Below are 14,671 nucleotides of genomic sequence, written 5' to 3'. Positions count from 1 at the left end.
AATATCTTTCCCTATCATTCATCCAAGAGTCCATGTGAGGCTTTCACATCTCTTTTGAATATAACAATATCGGTGCGCATGATGAAAGGGCCGGATCTGCAACATTAAGATCCAAGATCTCCTGGCATAGGCGGGCTTGGAGACGGCATGAACCCATTCAGCAATAAATTAATAGCAGTGCAAAGGAACGCCTTTTCCGGCATTGATATAAAAAGATAATGCCAGATAAAGGTAATATAGCATAAGCACGAAGATGTTGGTGGAAGCATTGAACCGTGGCGAGCAGCAATTTAGCAGGAAAATCGAAGAGGATGAAATGAAGTCGCCGGAAAGGATCACCATAGCACTGGACGAGGAGACAGCTGGCCTGTTCAAGAAGATGAAAGAGGACTCGAACATGTCCCAGAGCGAGCTGATGCGAGAGTCTCTGAAGTTCTTTGGCAAACATAAGTTGCTCTTTGAATATGCGGAGGACAACAAGGTCTATACCCATGCAGAGATGCTCTCTGCCGGGGAGCATGTCATCCTTGATATTGACCACTGGATACTGTTCTTGAGCTTCATCGAGACGCATCCTGATAAAGAGAAGTTCTGGAGCCTGCATAAAGAGGTCAGCCGGGCCCATGCCGAGCAGTTCAAGCACAAGCTCTTCAATGCAGAGACCATCCTCCGGCGGCTGGAGATCTGCAACCTATTTACCATGAATAAGACCGGCAAGAACGAGTTCACTCTGATCTTCGGATCGGATGCCCCCAAGAAGTTCGTCCTCAAGGAATTAGAGGAGATCTTCGATGGCATGGGCTTTTTGGTGGAGATCAAAGAGGACTTCTCCAAGCTCAGGATCAAAGTAATTCATGATCTATAAGAAAAATTAATCCCCTAGAAGGATCATACCCCCGCGAAGATGAATGACGTTTCCCCTTCCATGGATCTTATCTCCCTGGCAGAGGACTTCATCGCCGCAAAGCAGGAAGAGATAAGCCTGGAGCTGTCTAGAAAATATCTGCTATCCTCAGACGAGGTATCGGAGATCGTATCCACATTTTTGGAGGATTCTTATGGGCCGGCCATGGCCCTGGCAGGGGAAATTGAAAAGAGAGAGGGGCTGGTGCTGCTATTTATCGGCAGGAAGGACTGCGCCATCTGCCAGCGCTGCTACCCGGTCCTTGAGAGATTCATCATTGAGCACAGAGAAATAGAGCCGGTGATCCTCGACTACTCCCAGCCTGAGGGACTGATCTATCACCTGATCCATAGAGAAGAGAGGGGAATGCTGCCTTTGATCGCTTTCATATTTAAAGGGAAGATGATGATGAAAACCTGTGGCGAATGCGCTGCAGAGCATGTTTATGAGAAGTGCTATCGCGACATAAGAGACGATTGCAGCCAAAATTTATATGTCCACTGAGATCGCACCGGAAGCCGAGGAAGAATATGACCATAATTGTGCTCAATTTCAAGACCTACCGTGAGTCTACAGGCCCGGAGGCTCTGCGCCTGGCCGAGATCTGCGAGGATATCGCCAGGGACTATTCTGTGCAGATGATAGTGGCACCCCAGACGGCAGACATCCATGCCATATCTCGTGAGGTAAAAATTCCGGTCTATGCCCAGCATGTAGATGGCGTTGGCTATGGCGGATTTACCGGACACGTGACCGCCGCTTCCATAAAAGCAGCAGGTGCGAGAGGTTCACTCATAAACCACTCGGAGAGAAGGATCAAGCTGGCCGATATGGAAGCCTCCCTCTCCGCCTGCCGGGATCTTGGCCTCGCGAGCATCATCTGCACCAACAACGTGGCCACCACCAGGGCTGCGGCAGCTCTTGAACCTGATTATGTGGCAGTGGAGCCTCCAGAGCTCATAGGAAGCGGAATTCCGGTATCCAAGGCCAATCCCAACGTGGTTAGCGATTCTGTCAGCGCGGTCAAGAAAATCGCCCCTCGTGTGGGGGTCCTTTGCGGCGCGGGGATAACCCATGGCGAGGATCTGAGAAGCGCTCTGGACCTGGGATCGGAGGGCGTCTTGCTGGCATCGGGAATCATTAAAGCCAAGGATCAGCGTCAGGCTTTAGAGGATCTTGTGACTGGGGCAAAATAGATGATGTCGGTGCACGTCAGGGTTTCTGGCCGGGTGCAGGGTGTTTATTATCGCGCCTATACCCGTGACCGAGCCAAATCCCTGGGAATCAATGGATGGGTGCGAAATATTCCCGGGGGCGGAGTGGAGGCGGTGCTGGAGGGAGAGAGACGACAGGTGGGAGAGATGCTCAAGGCTATGAAGTCCGGTCCTTCCGGTTCCGTGGTCTTGGGAATGGAGCTCTCGGAGATCGAGGCCAAAGGCTATAATGACTTTGAAATAAAATATTAAAATGGATGTGATTTATTGCTTACCGTCAACAGATACAAGTGCTGCTACTGTGGTGCCTGCGTCAGCGTATGCCCGACATGTGCCCTGGAGCTGGTGGAGACCTGGCTGGAGATTTCCGCAGACTGCAAAGAGTGCGGCATCTGCACCAAGATATGTCCGGTGGGAGCGCTAGAGGTCGAGGCATGAAATGCGATGTGATAGTGGTTGGAGCGGGCCCAGGCGGCTCAATGGCCGCAAAGACGGCGGCAGAGGCAGGCCTGAATGTGGTCCTGCTGGAGAAGCGCCAGGAGATCGGCGATCCTGTTCGCTGCGCTGAGGGGGTGGGCAAGAGGGCCTTATGCAAGATGGTCAAGCCAGAGGCGGAGTGGATCGCCTCTGAGGTGAAGGGCGCCAAGATCTACTCTCCAGACGGAAGCAGCATAGTCATGTCCGAGGATAGGAGCGGAAGCGAGGTTGGCTACGTTTTAGAGAGAAAGGTCTTCGACCGGGCCCTGGCTATGCAAGCCGCCCGCGCCGGGGCCCGAGTGCTGGTCAAGACTCGCGCTGCCAGCCTTCTGATGAATGATGGCGTTCCTTTTGGCGTTAATGCCATTCAAGTGGGAGATCCTCTGAAAATCGAAGCCCCGATCATCATCGGTGCGGATGGCGTAGAGTCAAAGGTAGGCCGTTGGGCGGGTATTGACACCACGCTCAACCTCAAGGACATCGAATCCTGCGCCCAGTTTCTGGTATTGGATCCGGGAATCGATGATGACTACACCAAGTTCTACTTGGGAAACAGCATTGCTCCTTCAGGGTACGCCTGGTCCTTTCCCAAAGGGGAGAAGCTGGCCAACGTCGGACTGGGAGTCCTTGGAAGCCGATCCAGGCCCGGTGAAGCCATCCGTCTGCTGCGGGAATTTACAAAAAAGCACTTTCCCAATGGCAAGATAGTGGAGATGGTGGTAGGAGGAGATCCCTGCTCCGGGCCCATCCAGTCGGCCACTGCTGACGGCGTTATGTTGGTTGGAGATGCCGCCCGCCAGACCGATCCACTGACTGGAGGGGGGATTCTCAATGCCATGGAGGCAGGCGTCATCGCCGGAGGGGTGGCAGCAAAAGCTGTTGCCGCAGGCAACGTCACGAAAGAGGGGCTTCGAGAGTATGAGGAACGCTGGCGAGAGGGCATAGGCAGGCACCTGGCTCGCAGCCTGGAGTTCAAGGAGTTCTTCGTAAAGCTGACCGACAAAGATCTCAATATGCTGATCGGTTCCCTGGCAAAGGAGGACATATCCAAATTGGATCTGCCTGGCCTCTTGCGGGTGCTCTTCCGGTTGAATCCCAAGCTTCTCTGGGAGTTGCGCCACCTGATAACATAGTTGCCAGGCTCCAAAGGATCTGGATTCTGAATATGGCTTTGGCTTATTCCAGGGTGGAGGTGCCATCTGCCTTTTTTGGCAGCCTCTCCAGGTCAAAGCCGATTTTTATCTTCTCTTTATCCGCATCGAGCGTCACCACGCCCATATGGAAGATGTAGCGCATGGTCCGGCGGCCATCGGGGATGCGCAATTTATGCTCCCGGCGGAGGATCATGGCGCTGGCGGACTGCAGTGCCGGGCCGCTCTGCAAAAACAGCAGTCCGGGCAGGTTGAGCCGCTGGTGGCCAGTGGTCGGATATCTCTCATCCATCAGCTTTGCCAGCTCTTCGCGACGAATCTTGACGACTTCATCGCTGCTTTTGACAACGATCTGACTCTCGTCGGCATGCACCTCATCTATATGAGAATGAAGGGCACAGAGCACATAGCTATCCCCCCGGCCCTTATTCTCCTGGGGCAAAAGAGCTTCCAGCTTTTTCATAAAGGGCTTAAGAAGAGGACTGGCACCGGCAAAAAGTGCCCCCGGTAGGTTTTTAACCTCAGTCTTTGTCAGCTCATCCAGATCCCTTTTGTCAATCTCGATGGCTATCATAGAGAACCAAAGGACCTTACGAGATATATCTATATCGGGACGAATAAATTGCGATTATAAAAAAATTTTCAAACTTATACTAAATTATTCTCCCTAAATTAATTATTTAACTCTATTTTGTAGTTGCTTTCGCAAGAATGGCAAAAAAACGGCTTTAATTTTTGAGGAATATCATCCCCTCAAAAAATCATCGTGATTATAAATTCCTAATCAGGCTTATTTTATCCTAAATAACCATCTAAATGCGAATATCAGCTGCATTTTAACTTATTATCTAAAGTATTAGTCTAAATAAGTAAAATTAAAAGACCAAGCCTTTCAAAACAAATTATTTATATCATTAAGTATTAGTGGCCAGAAAAATATGGTGACGATTATGAGAGAGTCGACAGTAAAGATCCTGGATGACAAGGACATGGAATTCGTGGAGACGCTCCGCTCCCTTGGAGTACCCCGAAACGTAGCAACCCTTATCACATTTCTGGCAAATGTGGATGAGGCCTCCTCAAGGGAGATAGAGATGGGCTCAGACCTCAGGCAGCCAGAGGTCAGCATTGCCATGAGAACCCTGCGCGACAACAACTGGATAGAGGAGAAGGAGATTAAGCGCGAGGGCAAAGGAAGACCGATGAAGGTCTACTCATTGAAAGCGGGCATTGAAGAGGTCATAAAACATTTCGAGGAAGAGAAGCTGCATGAGTCCGCTCAGGCCATGGAGAGCATCCAGAGGCTCAAGCAGCTCATATCAACATAAATTATCCAGGATTCAATTATTGCTCGATCGGGGATGAGGATTTCAGATCTGCCTCTTAACTGGGGGAGATGAGAGCACCTCAACCTCTATTTTTGCTGCTATTCCCCGTCCAAGCGAGATCTTCGATCCGTTAAGCTCGATTACCACCGGTCCGCCAAAGGGATGGCAGGTTATTTTGCGCACACGGCTGCCTCTTCTTATTCCCATGGATTCAAACCTCCTCTCCCAGCCATACTCACCGTTCACGGAATGAATCTCCAGGGTCTGATTACAGGGGGCCCTTGAGAGCTCAATGTATCTCATCTCCGATCATCCACCTCGTCGCCATCACCTCCAGAACACGGATAAATCTTGCGCAGCGATCATCCTTTCGCAATCCTTCTCTTCCCAATCAATTGCATCATAATCGCACATTCACCCCATTCTTCCTTAGATATGTCTTGACGTCTCTGATGCTGCATTCCTGGAAGTGGAAGATGCTGGCCGCTAAAGCTGCAGAGGCATCGGTCTTTTGGAAGACCTCCAGCATATGCTCGGGATTTGCGCATCCCCCCGAGGCGATCACAGGCACCCGGACCATTCTCGCCACAGCAGCGGTGAGGGGTATGTCAAATCCAAGCTTGGTGCCGTCTCTGTCCATGCTGGTGAGAAGGATCTCTCCTGCTCCCAGGGAGACGGCCTTTTTGGCCCAGTCGATGGCGTCAATTCCGGTGAACTCCCTGCCGCCATAATAGGAGCATTCAAACCAGCAGGGCCCCTCTTCCGTCTGTACCATATTCCGGCCATCCTCCTGGGAATAGCGCCTTTTGGCATCTATGGCTAAAACCACGGCCTGATTTCCATATCTACCGGCGATCTCGCTGATGAGATCCGGTCGCTTTAGGGCGGAGGTGTTAACGGTGACCTTATCCGCACCAGCGTTGAAGACCTCCCTTGATTGCGCCAGGCTGCTTATCCCCCCGCCCACGGCCAGGGGCACAAAAACCGAGAGCGATGTCTTCTTTATCACACTGGTCATTGTCTCCCGCCGGTCACTGGATGCAGTTATATCCAAAAAGACGATCTCATCCGCACCATCCTGATAGTACTGATCGGCCAGCTCCCAGGGGACTCCGGCATATCTGATCTGCTTGAACTCAATTCCCTTGACCACTCTGCCTCCGGGGACTCCCAGGTCGCAGTCCAGGCAGGGAATGATCCTTCTAGCTAGCATATGGTAGACCTCACGAAGTTCTTCAGGATTCTAAGGCCCTTTGGCCCTGATTTCTCGGGATGAAACTGGGTGGCAAAGAGGTTATCCTTATGGACCGCAGCTGCCAATTCCACTCCATGATCTGTGGTGGCGGCTATAACCGATTTGTCCCTCGGCTGGCCGTAGTAGGAATGGACGAAGTAGAACATGTCCCCCTCACTGATGCCATCAAAAATCTCCACCCGGTGCTTGATGTATAGGCTGTTCCAGCCCATCTGGGGAATCATCACTCCATCCGGCAGGCGCACAACCTTTCCCTCTATCCAGCCCAGACCCGGCGCGCCCGGACTCTCCTCGCTCTCCTGGAAGAGCACCTGCATGCCAACGCATATGCCCAGCATCGGCACTCCCTCTTGGAAGCATGATAAGAGCGAGTCTGAGAATCGAGAGAGCTGATTCATGCAGCTGCCAAAGGCCCCCACACCCGGGACAACTATGCCCTTCGCCCCGGCCAACTCCCCTGGATCGCGGGCAATCTTGGGATTGCCGCCCACATACTCCAGGGCGTTGTATATGGAAAATAGGTTTCCCATTCCATAATCCACTATGATTATACTCATCTGCGTCTTCCTTCTCGCTATGGCGCGATTTTATTTGGCGCCATTAATATCTCTATTTGCGATCCTTTCATATCTTTTCATAAGCCTGTTGGCTCGGCGGAACGTATATTCCTGCGAGGTACCATACCCTGCAGGGGGCAAGGATTATGAACTTTCATAGTAAATTTTTTAAGATTATTTATGATTTCTTCACAATTTCGCATTCATATAGCTTCATATCAACTCAATTCGTCCGTTATTTCTCTATTTCTTATCTGCAATTTAATTATAGCAAATCTTTAAATAGGCCGACAACTCAATTCCGCCCTTCTCCATCACTTAAAAACTTGACCCATAATACTTAAATAGGGAACGATGGACACCTCCCTCCACCAGGTCATAAAAATTAAGATTCGGGAAAATACTTAATGGAGATGCAATATAATGACCAAATCGAATCCTTTTGAGATAGCTCAAAAACAGCTTGATGATTGTGCCAAGATCCTAAACCTCGATCCTGGAGTGCATGAGTTCCTCCGCCACCCCAGGCGAGAGTTTCACGTATCGATTCCCGTGCGCATGGATGACGGCAGCATAAAGATCTTCCAGGGATACAGGGTTCAGTATAACGATGCTCTGGGCCCCTGCAAGGGCGGCATAAGATACCATCCGGATGAGACCATTGATACCGTGAGGGCTCTAGCTGCCTGGATGACCTGGAAGACCTCCCTTCTCGGCCTGCCCCTGGGCGGAGGCAAAGGTGGAGTGATCTGCAATCCCAAGGAGCTCTCCACTGGGGAGCAGGAGAGGCTCTGTCGGGGCTATGTGGATATGGTCTGGCAGAACATTGGACCGGAGAGGGACGTTCCTGCGCCGGACGTCTACACCACTCCTCAGATGATGGCCTGGATGATGGACGAGTACTCAAAATTGACCGGCTCGAACAACTTTGGTTGCATTACCGGCAAGCCTCTGTGCGTGGGCGGCTCCTGTGGCAGAAGCGATGCCACTGCCCGGGGAGGCATGTATGCCCTGAGGGAGGCGGCAAGGGAATTAGGAATTGATCTCTCCCGGGCCACAATTGCCATTCAAGGGTACGGTAATGCCGGCAGCTATGCACACAGCCTGGCCAAGGAGCTTTTCGGCAGCAAGGTTGTCGCGGTGAGCGACTCCAAGGGGGGAGCATTCAATCCGGCAGGAATAGAGCCGGCGGAGGCATCAAGCGTCAAGGCGGAGACCTGTACCGTGGCCAGCATACCCGATGCCAAGAGGATAAGCAATGAGGAGCTCCTGGAGCTCAATGTGGACATTCTCATTGTCGCCGCTCTGGAGAACGTGATCACCAAGGAGAATGCTGGAAATATCAAGGCCAAGATCATCTTGGAGCTGGCCAATGGTCCCACCACACCGGAGGCAGATGAGATCCTCTTCAATAACAAGGTGCATGTCATCCCCGACTTCCTGGCCAATGCCGGCGGAGTCACCGTCTCCTACTTTGAGATGGTACAGAACATCATGCGCTACTGCTGGTCATTCGAAGAGGTCTATCAAAGGTTGGACGAGAGGATGACCATGGCCTACCAGGGAGTATTGGCCGCCTCCAGACAGTACAATATCAACATGCGTCAGGCAGCCTACACTGTGGCCGTGGCCAGGGTGGTCGATGCCATGAAGACCCGCGGCTGGGTTTAAAGGAGAGACGAGCTTACCTCTGAACAGTCAGATAAGCAGATAAAAATAGGTCCTTTGCATCCTCCGAGCAAGAAGCCCGGAATGATTGCAGAGGCCTACAATCTTTATTTGGTCATCATTTGGTCTTTTGATCTTTGCTGGATTGGGGATTCATCTTTTTGAAATGGATAAAGATTTCCTGGGATGAGTTTTGCTCTCTTTATAGGAGGGTTGGGCAAAGTCGATCTCTAACGAGGTAGGAGGAAAATTGGCCGTAATGGTTGTGGTCGACTTTTGCCCGCTAATTGCTCGTCATTCAACGATATAAATGTATGGTGCAGATTCCTGGAAATCCTGGTATTCGAGTACGGTCCATGCACCTGCTACATGCTTCTCCTGCTGCAGCAATCGCTTTCTTCAAGCTCGCAATTCATCCGAATCCTGCTGAGAAAATCAATGGCTCTTCGCTGAATGATGTGAGTGAGGTCAGGCAGAGATTATAGCCTCTGTTCCTCTGTGCCTCTGTGGTTGGGTCAGTGCATCGCGGTTCACCACAGAAGCACCGAGAATTTCTGATTCAGTCCACCCACACTAAATAGCGAGGAGCCAAATCAATCATAATATGTCACGAACCTCTTACGGCTTGCCTGCACTCTGCCCCGACCCCCCGGTGTTGAGGGAGCCTCATTGGCTGCGGCGGAGTCCACTGAAAAACAGCCTGCATGGATTAATATTGGCCTTAATCCCGTCTGGATCCGAGAAACAGAATAAAGCAATGCGCCCTTACATATAAATGGGAACTTCCCATTTGTTCTGCTTATCCTTGGGAGCATTCTTCTTTGACCATGCCGGATAAACTAAGATATTGCCTTGCTCATCCTCTTCATTGACCATCTGCTCATTTTCTTCCTTTTCCTCTTTCTCTGCCATTTTGAATCCCTCTCGGATCGTGACAGCCTATCGATGATCCATTCCTCGCCCAAGCATTTATTAGTTTTGAAGATAGATATAGATCAATTCAATTCATAGGTGAAGTGAATGAAATTCCTCTCCCGGGCAGTCAAGGTCATAAAGAGGACCAAGAGCGTAAAGTCCATTCGTTTCGAAAAGCCGGAACATTTCAGCTATCTTCCCGGCCAGTGGACTTTTCTGATCTTCGGCGATGGGCCAGAGCGGATCATGAAACCTTTATCCTTCTCAAGCAGCCCTACAGAAGACCATCTGGAGGTCACAAAAAAGCTGACCGGCCTGAGGTTCTCAGAGCTTATAGACGATTTGGAGGTTGGAGACACACTTTCACTGGACGGGCCTTATGGGAGCTTCTCTTTTCTGGGCGAGCACGATAAGGTCTGCATGCTATCCGGCGGGATAGGAATCACACCCTTGCGCAGCATGATCAAATTCTGTACCGATAAGAAAACGAGCACAGACATATCCCTCCTCTACTCCAACCGAAATGAGGATGAGATCCCCTTTTATGATGACCTGATGCCGATGCAGAGGGCCAATCCCCGTCTTGTGGTCAATATGACCATCACCAATCCCAGCCCCGCCTGGAGAGGCCTATCGGGGCGGTTGAACGGAGAGATGATAAAGAGCACTGTGCCCCAATGGGCAGAGAGGATCTACTATGTCAGCGGCCCCCAGCCGATGGTCGAATCTATGACCGCCCTCTTGGAGGAGATTGGACTTGACCCGAGTCAAATTAAGCATGAATACTTCAGCGGGTACAATAGATCGAACGCGGGAGAAGAGCTGGTGGGATAGAATCTATTTTATCTTTTCCCTTCCTCCTCCTTCTCCCTTATCCGGGAATTAATCACCCGGTCCGACCTCTGCAGGGCCTCATGGGTCCCGCCATAATGAAGGGCAGCCTCTCTCATCATCTGCTTGAAGCCCTCCATATCTCCATCATCCGTTTTTTCGCACAGCCGCATGCACTCCGACACAAAGGCCTGCCGGGCAGCCGCCGCTTTGGGATTCATCTGAATGGAGGCATAAAGCTCAGGATTCTGGTCCAGGATTCTGCCCACAAAGTCGATCATTATCTCATAAACCGGAGACATGAACCGGTGCGACCTCTGCACATCAAAATCCAGAGCCTTCAGTGCCGCCCCGATGCTGATATAGGCGAAGTGGGTGAGCGCCTGCACTACGGCCATGGTCTCGTCATGCTCTTCTGCCTCCAGAATCTCGATCTTGGCTCCATCCGATTCGAAGAGGGACCTGATCACTCCAAGCCACTTTCCCGTCTTCCCCTCCACCGGGGTGAAGATGATCGTCTGGCCAAAGAGTGAGGGCATGGTGGGCCCGAACATGGGATGAGTGCCCAGTGCTTCCACCCCCTTGGGAGCGTAAGTCTTCATCGCCCTCACCGGCCCGGACTTGACCGAGGTCACATCCATGATCAGGCTGCCTGAATGCATGCGTGGGGCAACCTGACGTATCACTTCCACCGTCTTCTCGATGAGCACGCTCACCAAGACCACATCGCTCTCTTCCACCTCAGCCATCATATCATGGGCATAGCGCACTCCCAGACGTTCGGCTACCTCCACCTTCCCGCTCGGCCCCCAGATGGCCACCTCCCATCCTTTTGATTTGAAATAGCGAGCAAACCAGGAACCCGTCTCCCCAGTTCCGCCCAATATCAGTATGCGCACCATCTTCCCTCCCTCATCCGAGATCTCCTTATCTTCATCACCTGCTCTTCCTCTGCCTTCGCTCCTCCAGGCTCTCCCTGACCGCCCTCTCCATCACATCTGCTGGAGCCTTCCTGCCCGTCCAGATCTCAAAGGCCCTTGCCCCCTGATAGACCAGCATCATCACTCCATCGATGGCCGCTGCACCAATGGACCGAGCATCCCAAAGAAGCTCCGTCTCCCGGTTATACACGATATCAAAGACGACATGATGGCTCTTTAAGAGACGGCTATCTATTATCCTCCCGTCCCCCTCTCTCATCCCCACCGAGGTGGCATTGATGATAACATCCGCCTGGCGTACCAGGGGTTCCAGATCACACAGGCAGTAGCTTATGCCGCCCACAGAGGCAGCCAGCTCATGAGCCCTCTTTAGGTTCCGGTTCGCTATGGAGACCTCCGCTCCCTCCCGATCCAGAGCATAAGCTATCGCCCTTGCCGCACCTCCTGCGCCAATCAATAAAACCCGGCTGCCTTTGACCTTGACTCCAGCATCCTGCAGAGCCGATAAAGCCCCCCAACCATCGGTATTGTAGCCCTGTATTCTGTTCTTTCCTTTCTCTTCCCCCGCATCTCCAGAAAAGGATATGGTGTTTACCGCTCCAATCGCTCTGGCCAGATCATCTGCCTCCAGAAAATCCAGGCTCAAAGCCTCCTCCTTGAGAGGAATGGTCAAATTCAGTCCGCCAAATCCCATAGCATCTGCTCCAATGACTGCATCTTTAAGCCTGGACCGGCTGACGCGAAAGGCATGATAGCATCCATCCATGCCCAGGGCCCGAAAGGCGGCATTCTGCATGGCTGGAGAGAGGCTGTGCTCGATTGGATCGCCAAAGATTCCGAAGATCTTCATTTTTTCATGTGCTCCTATGATCCAGATTCTCGGCCTGACTTATTGACCGGGTGCTTTTGATGCTCTAGAGGATATTCCAGATATGCAGCACATACCAGACAACTCCTCCCGCAATGGCTCCAAAGGCAGTAGCTGCCAGGTTCACCCCGTTATTGCTCAGGGTGCCCCGGCTCTGCAGGGTCGCTCCCAGCAAGCTGTCGAAGTTGGTGCCCAGGAATCCAGCAGCTGTCCCGATAACGATTCCTAAGAGTCCAGTCATCCCGCTGATCGCGGCCAAAATGCTGATGATCAGTGCGCCGAGCAGCGATGCCCCCTCGCCAAGCAGCGTCACCCCTCCATCCACACCCGGCTCAGTCTCCTTAAGAGTGGTAATCATCCTGGGCTTGGAGCTGCTGGTCTCTCCAATCTCGCTGGCCAGGGTATCGCCATTGGCCGTGGCCACAGATCCGATGAAGGCGTATACGAATAGGTCGTTTCCGTAGATGCCATAGAATACTGCCATGGCCAGCGGTACCAGGCTGTTGCTAAAGACGTTCTTGTAGCCTCGCGCTCCTCCATGTGACTGGGCTATCCCTAGCTTCTCCTTTTTAGCATATCCGTAACGAGTGAAACCGCCACCCATGAGATAAAAGATCAAAAGAAGCAAAAACCAGCTCAAGCCAGCGAAGATTATAACCAGAAAACCGACTATGGTCTCGCTGATCACGGCAGATATGTCCGCCGCTTTAGCCCAGTAAGCGCCCACTCCTAAAATGAGGGCGAAAAGGCATATGAGTATGATTGTATGCAGCTCCGGGAATGGATAGCGGAAGGAGAAGAGCCACATCACCATGGCGGTTCCGAAGGGAACGGCAAAGTCTCTCATCCTGGATGCCTGATTTAGAAATGTGCCGGAAAGACCACCCAGGACCGCAAGGAACATAGCGCTCTCCTTGGGAATAGTACCCGCGGAGATCCAGATCGCGAGGGGATAGCCCAGAGCTACAGTAATGAGAAGATGAGCTATGCTTCCTGTTAAGGAACTAAACCTCAGATAGCCCAATGAGGCAAAGGTGGAGGCCATAAAAGAGATGGCGATAACATACAAAGGAAGATCGATGCTCATCTGGGCGAGAACAGGCCTAATGATCAGGAGAAAACCCAGGGTTGCCGCAAGCAAACGGGTGCTCTTCTCCACAAAAAAAGCCGCCGCCAGAGCGATTACTGTGAACGGCCAGGCATAAGGCAGAAGCAATGCCATAAGTCCTATGGCCAGCCTGGAGGCGTTCTCGCGGTTCATGCAGTACAAACCAGTTTCATCGCAAAAATACTTTGCCTATGGAAAACCAGTGATGAATTGATGATTCACCGCCTGTATGAAANNNTAGTCCTCAGCTCAGGGGATCTATTTGATGAGGGCCTGGATAAGCTGAGGGATATCATCGAATGGAGCAGATCGATGGGTCTTGCCTCACTCGTCCTTTACATAAATGATAACGAGCCCACACTCTGCCAGAAGATCGCAGACACTCTGCGGAGCTCTCCCGCTCAAATCTCTCTGCACACAGCAGATGCAGATCTGCTTACAGGTTCCGGCGGGAGGATGAGGGTTACCGTCTCTTTAGGATATGGGGGCAAAAGAGAGGTGACTGAGGCTTTCCGAGATCTTCTCAGTGAGGTGGAAGAGGGAAGGCTGATTCCGGAGGATATAGATGAAAAGGCAATAGAATCCCGTCTTCGCTTCAGCCAGAAGCCCGATCTGGTGATAAGGGCGGGAGGAAAGCAGCTGAGCGACTTCATGATCTGGCAATCGGCCTACTCAGAGCTTTATTTCACCGATGTCAACTGGCTGAGGCTGCGCAAGATAGATTTTCTCCGTGCCATCAGAGACTATCAGGGGCGAGAGAGGCGCTTCGGCCGCTGATCATTTATTTTCCGGTCTTGGGAATATCCTTTGAGGCGAGAATGCAGAGAAACCGGGCAGGTATCATCTCTGATATAACGATATCATCATTTACTGTCATCATCTTCACACCTGCCTCTCTGGCCGGGGCGGCATCCACCTGGATTACCTTGGGATTCCCAGTGCGGTAACCTGCCACATCCCAGGCCTTATTTGGGGTGGTTGATAGATGGACATACCTCTGGGACGCGGACTTGAGGCCGATCTCCAGGATCCTGTCTGCCTCCTCCTCGCTCGCTCCGTAATATAGCCTGGGAAGATGGCATTCCGGATGGTCCAGTTCTATATCCATAGAGTGACCGTATCTGGCCCTGATCCTCTGATTTGAGATCTCATATCTCTGCTTGGGATCGGATTGAGCAAGGGCGATAACCATCTCTTTGTTCGCCCAGCGATGTCTTTTTTGAACCACCTCTCCCAGCTTCGAGAGGTCGATCCAGCCCCGAGAGTCCATCTCCAGGCCCAGATCAAGGGGAAAATGCCGAAGGCCCCCCGCTACCAGTCTGCCCAGCTGCTCCGTCCTGGCCTCATCCAGAATAAGCTGACCGGCAAGTCCGCACTCACAATGCTCTCCTCTGAAAAATCCGTGCTGAGGGCAACGCTTGATCATCAGTAGACCTCCTCTGTCATCATGAATA

General features: G+C 51.9%; 19 protein-coding genes. 10 read left to right on the top strand and 9 right to left on the bottom strand.

The features are described 5' to 3' along the window. Positions 1-316 precede the first annotated feature (316 nt). The 6 genes from BP822_RS04755 to BP822_RS04730 are packed head-to-tail and all read left to right on the top strand — an operon-like array spanning position 317 to position 3,728. A complete protein-coding gene (locus BP822_RS04755) occupies positions 317-865 on the top strand; it encodes a ribbon-helix-helix protein, CopG family (RefSeq protein WP_273271537.1) in 549 nt (182 codons plus the stop codon). 39 nt (positions 866-904) lie between these two features. Beyond that, positions 905-1,408 (top strand): hypothetical protein, encoded by a 504-nt coding sequence (locus tag BP822_RS04750; RefSeq protein WP_273271538.1) that lies wholly within the window; start codon positions 905-907, stop codon positions 1,406-1,408. Positions 1,409-1,434: 26 nt separating this feature from the next. Further along, positions 1,435-2,100, top strand: coding sequence for a triose-phosphate isomerase (gene tpiA, locus BP822_RS04745; RefSeq protein WP_013720571.1), 666 nt, complete (start codon positions 1,435-1,437; stop codon positions 2,098-2,100). After that, positions 2,101-2,370 (top strand): acylphosphatase, encoded by a 270-nt coding sequence (locus tag BP822_RS04740; RefSeq protein ID WP_273278650.1) that lies wholly within the window; start codon positions 2,101-2,103, stop codon positions 2,368-2,370. Between the two features lie 15 nt (positions 2,371-2,385). Then, positions 2,386-2,556, top strand: a complete 171-nt coding sequence (locus BP822_RS04735; protein WP_013720573.1) for a 4Fe-4S binding protein — start codon at positions 2,386-2,388, stop codon at positions 2,554-2,556. After that, positions 2,553-3,728: an NAD(P)/FAD-dependent oxidoreductase gene (locus tag BP822_RS04730; RefSeq protein WP_286877831.1), complete on the top strand. Its 1,176-nt coding sequence runs from the start codon at positions 2,553-2,555 to the stop codon at positions 3,726-3,728. Before BP822_RS04735 ends, BP822_RS04730 begins: the two co-directional genes overlap by 4 nt. A 43-nt stretch (positions 3,729-3,771) precedes the next feature. Here BP822_RS04730 and BP822_RS04725 read toward each other — a convergent pair whose 3' ends face one another. Further along, positions 3,772-4,320 (bottom strand): hypothetical protein, encoded by a 549-nt coding sequence (locus BP822_RS04725; RefSeq protein ID WP_273278651.1) that lies wholly within the window; start codon positions 4,318-4,320, stop codon positions 3,772-3,774. A gap of 376 nt (positions 4,321-4,696) precedes the next feature. Between BP822_RS04725 and BP822_RS04720 the strand changes: the two genes are divergently transcribed. Beyond that, positions 4,697-5,074 carry a hypothetical protein gene (locus BP822_RS04720; RefSeq protein ID WP_013720576.1) on the top strand — a complete coding sequence of 126 codons (378 nt, stop codon included), beginning with the start codon at positions 4,697-4,699 and terminating at the stop codon, positions 5,072-5,074. A gap of 42 nt (positions 5,075-5,116) precedes the next feature. Here the strand turns inward: BP822_RS04720 and BP822_RS04715 are convergent, their stop codons facing one another. From BP822_RS04715 to hisH, 3 genes are all read right to left on the bottom strand, one after another. Next, a complete protein-coding gene (locus BP822_RS04715) occupies positions 5,117-5,377 on the bottom strand; it encodes a FeoA family protein (RefSeq protein WP_013720577.1) in 261 nt (86 codons plus the stop codon). 97 nt (positions 5,378-5,474) lie between these two features. Next, positions 5,475-6,287, bottom strand: coding sequence for an imidazole glycerol phosphate synthase subunit HisF (hisF, locus tag BP822_RS04710; protein ID WP_013720578.1), 813 nt, complete (start codon positions 6,285-6,287; stop codon positions 5,475-5,477). Beyond that, on the bottom strand, positions 6,281-6,886 hold the full coding sequence (gene hisH, locus BP822_RS04705) for an imidazole glycerol phosphate synthase subunit HisH (RefSeq protein ID WP_013720579.1): 606 nt from the start codon (positions 6,884-6,886) through the stop codon (positions 6,281-6,283). Before hisH ends, hisF begins: the two co-directional genes overlap by 7 nt. 423 nt (positions 6,887-7,309) lie before the next feature. Here hisH and BP822_RS04700 point away from each other — a divergent pair, with 423 nt between their 5' ends. Further along, on the top strand, positions 7,310-8,557 hold the full coding sequence (locus BP822_RS04700; protein ID WP_013720580.1) for a Glu/Leu/Phe/Val family dehydrogenase: 1,248 nt from the start codon (positions 7,310-7,312) through the stop codon (positions 8,555-8,557). A 762-nt stretch (positions 8,558-9,319) separates the two neighbouring features. On the opposite strand, the gene BP822_RS04695 is transcribed toward BP822_RS04700, so the two are convergent. After that, on the bottom strand, positions 9,320-9,466 hold the full coding sequence (locus tag BP822_RS04695; protein WP_157863840.1) for a hypothetical protein: 147 nt from the start codon (positions 9,464-9,466) through the stop codon (positions 9,320-9,322). Between the two features lie 108 nt (positions 9,467-9,574). Here BP822_RS04695 and BP822_RS04690 point away from each other — a divergent pair, with 108 nt between their 5' ends. Continuing rightward, positions 9,575-10,303: a ferredoxin--NADP reductase gene (locus BP822_RS04690; protein ID WP_286877830.1), complete on the top strand. Its 729-nt coding sequence runs from the start codon at positions 9,575-9,577 to the stop codon at positions 10,301-10,303. An 8-nt stretch (positions 10,304-10,311) separates the two neighbouring features. Here BP822_RS04690 and BP822_RS04685 read toward each other — a convergent pair whose 3' ends face one another. The 3 genes from BP822_RS04685 to BP822_RS04675 form a co-directional block, all read right to left on the bottom strand. Then, positions 10,312-11,202: a prephenate dehydrogenase/arogenate dehydrogenase family protein gene (locus tag BP822_RS04685; RefSeq protein ID WP_013720582.1), complete on the bottom strand. Its 891-nt coding sequence runs from the start codon at positions 11,200-11,202 to the stop codon at positions 10,312-10,314. Positions 11,203-11,236: 34 nt separating this feature from the next. After that, positions 11,237-12,091: a shikimate dehydrogenase gene (gene aroE / locus BP822_RS04680; protein WP_286877829.1), complete on the bottom strand. Its 855-nt coding sequence runs from the start codon at positions 12,089-12,091 to the stop codon at positions 11,237-11,239. Between the two features lie 64 nt (positions 12,092-12,155). Further along, positions 12,156-13,370, bottom strand: coding sequence for a TIGR00297 family protein (locus BP822_RS04675; RefSeq protein ID WP_286877828.1), 1,215 nt, complete (start codon positions 13,368-13,370; stop codon positions 12,156-12,158). 60 nt (positions 13,371-13,430) lie between these two features. Here BP822_RS04675 and BP822_RS04670 point away from each other — a divergent pair, with 60 nt between their 5' ends. Further along, complete coding sequence (locus BP822_RS04670; RefSeq protein WP_286877827.1) at positions 13,431-13,994, top strand: undecaprenyl diphosphate synthase family protein; 564 nt, start codon at positions 13,431-13,433, stop codon at positions 13,992-13,994. Positions 13,995-13,998: 4 nt separating this feature from the next. On the opposite strand, the gene BP822_RS04665 is transcribed toward BP822_RS04670, so the two are convergent. Next, positions 13,999-14,671 (bottom strand): RNA 2'-phosphotransferase (locus tag BP822_RS04665; protein ID WP_349681845.1); only part of this gene is annotated, 673 nt, incomplete at its 5' end.

This window comes from Methanosaeta sp. UBA458 (genome assembly GCF_002496085.1).
GTDB classification, from domain to species: domain Archaea; phylum Halobacteriota; class Methanosarcinia; order Methanotrichales; family Methanotrichaceae; genus Methanothrix; species Methanothrix soehngenii.
Note: the sequence above shows the minus strand (reverse complement) of the source record. Positions and strands in the feature narration are given on the sequence as shown.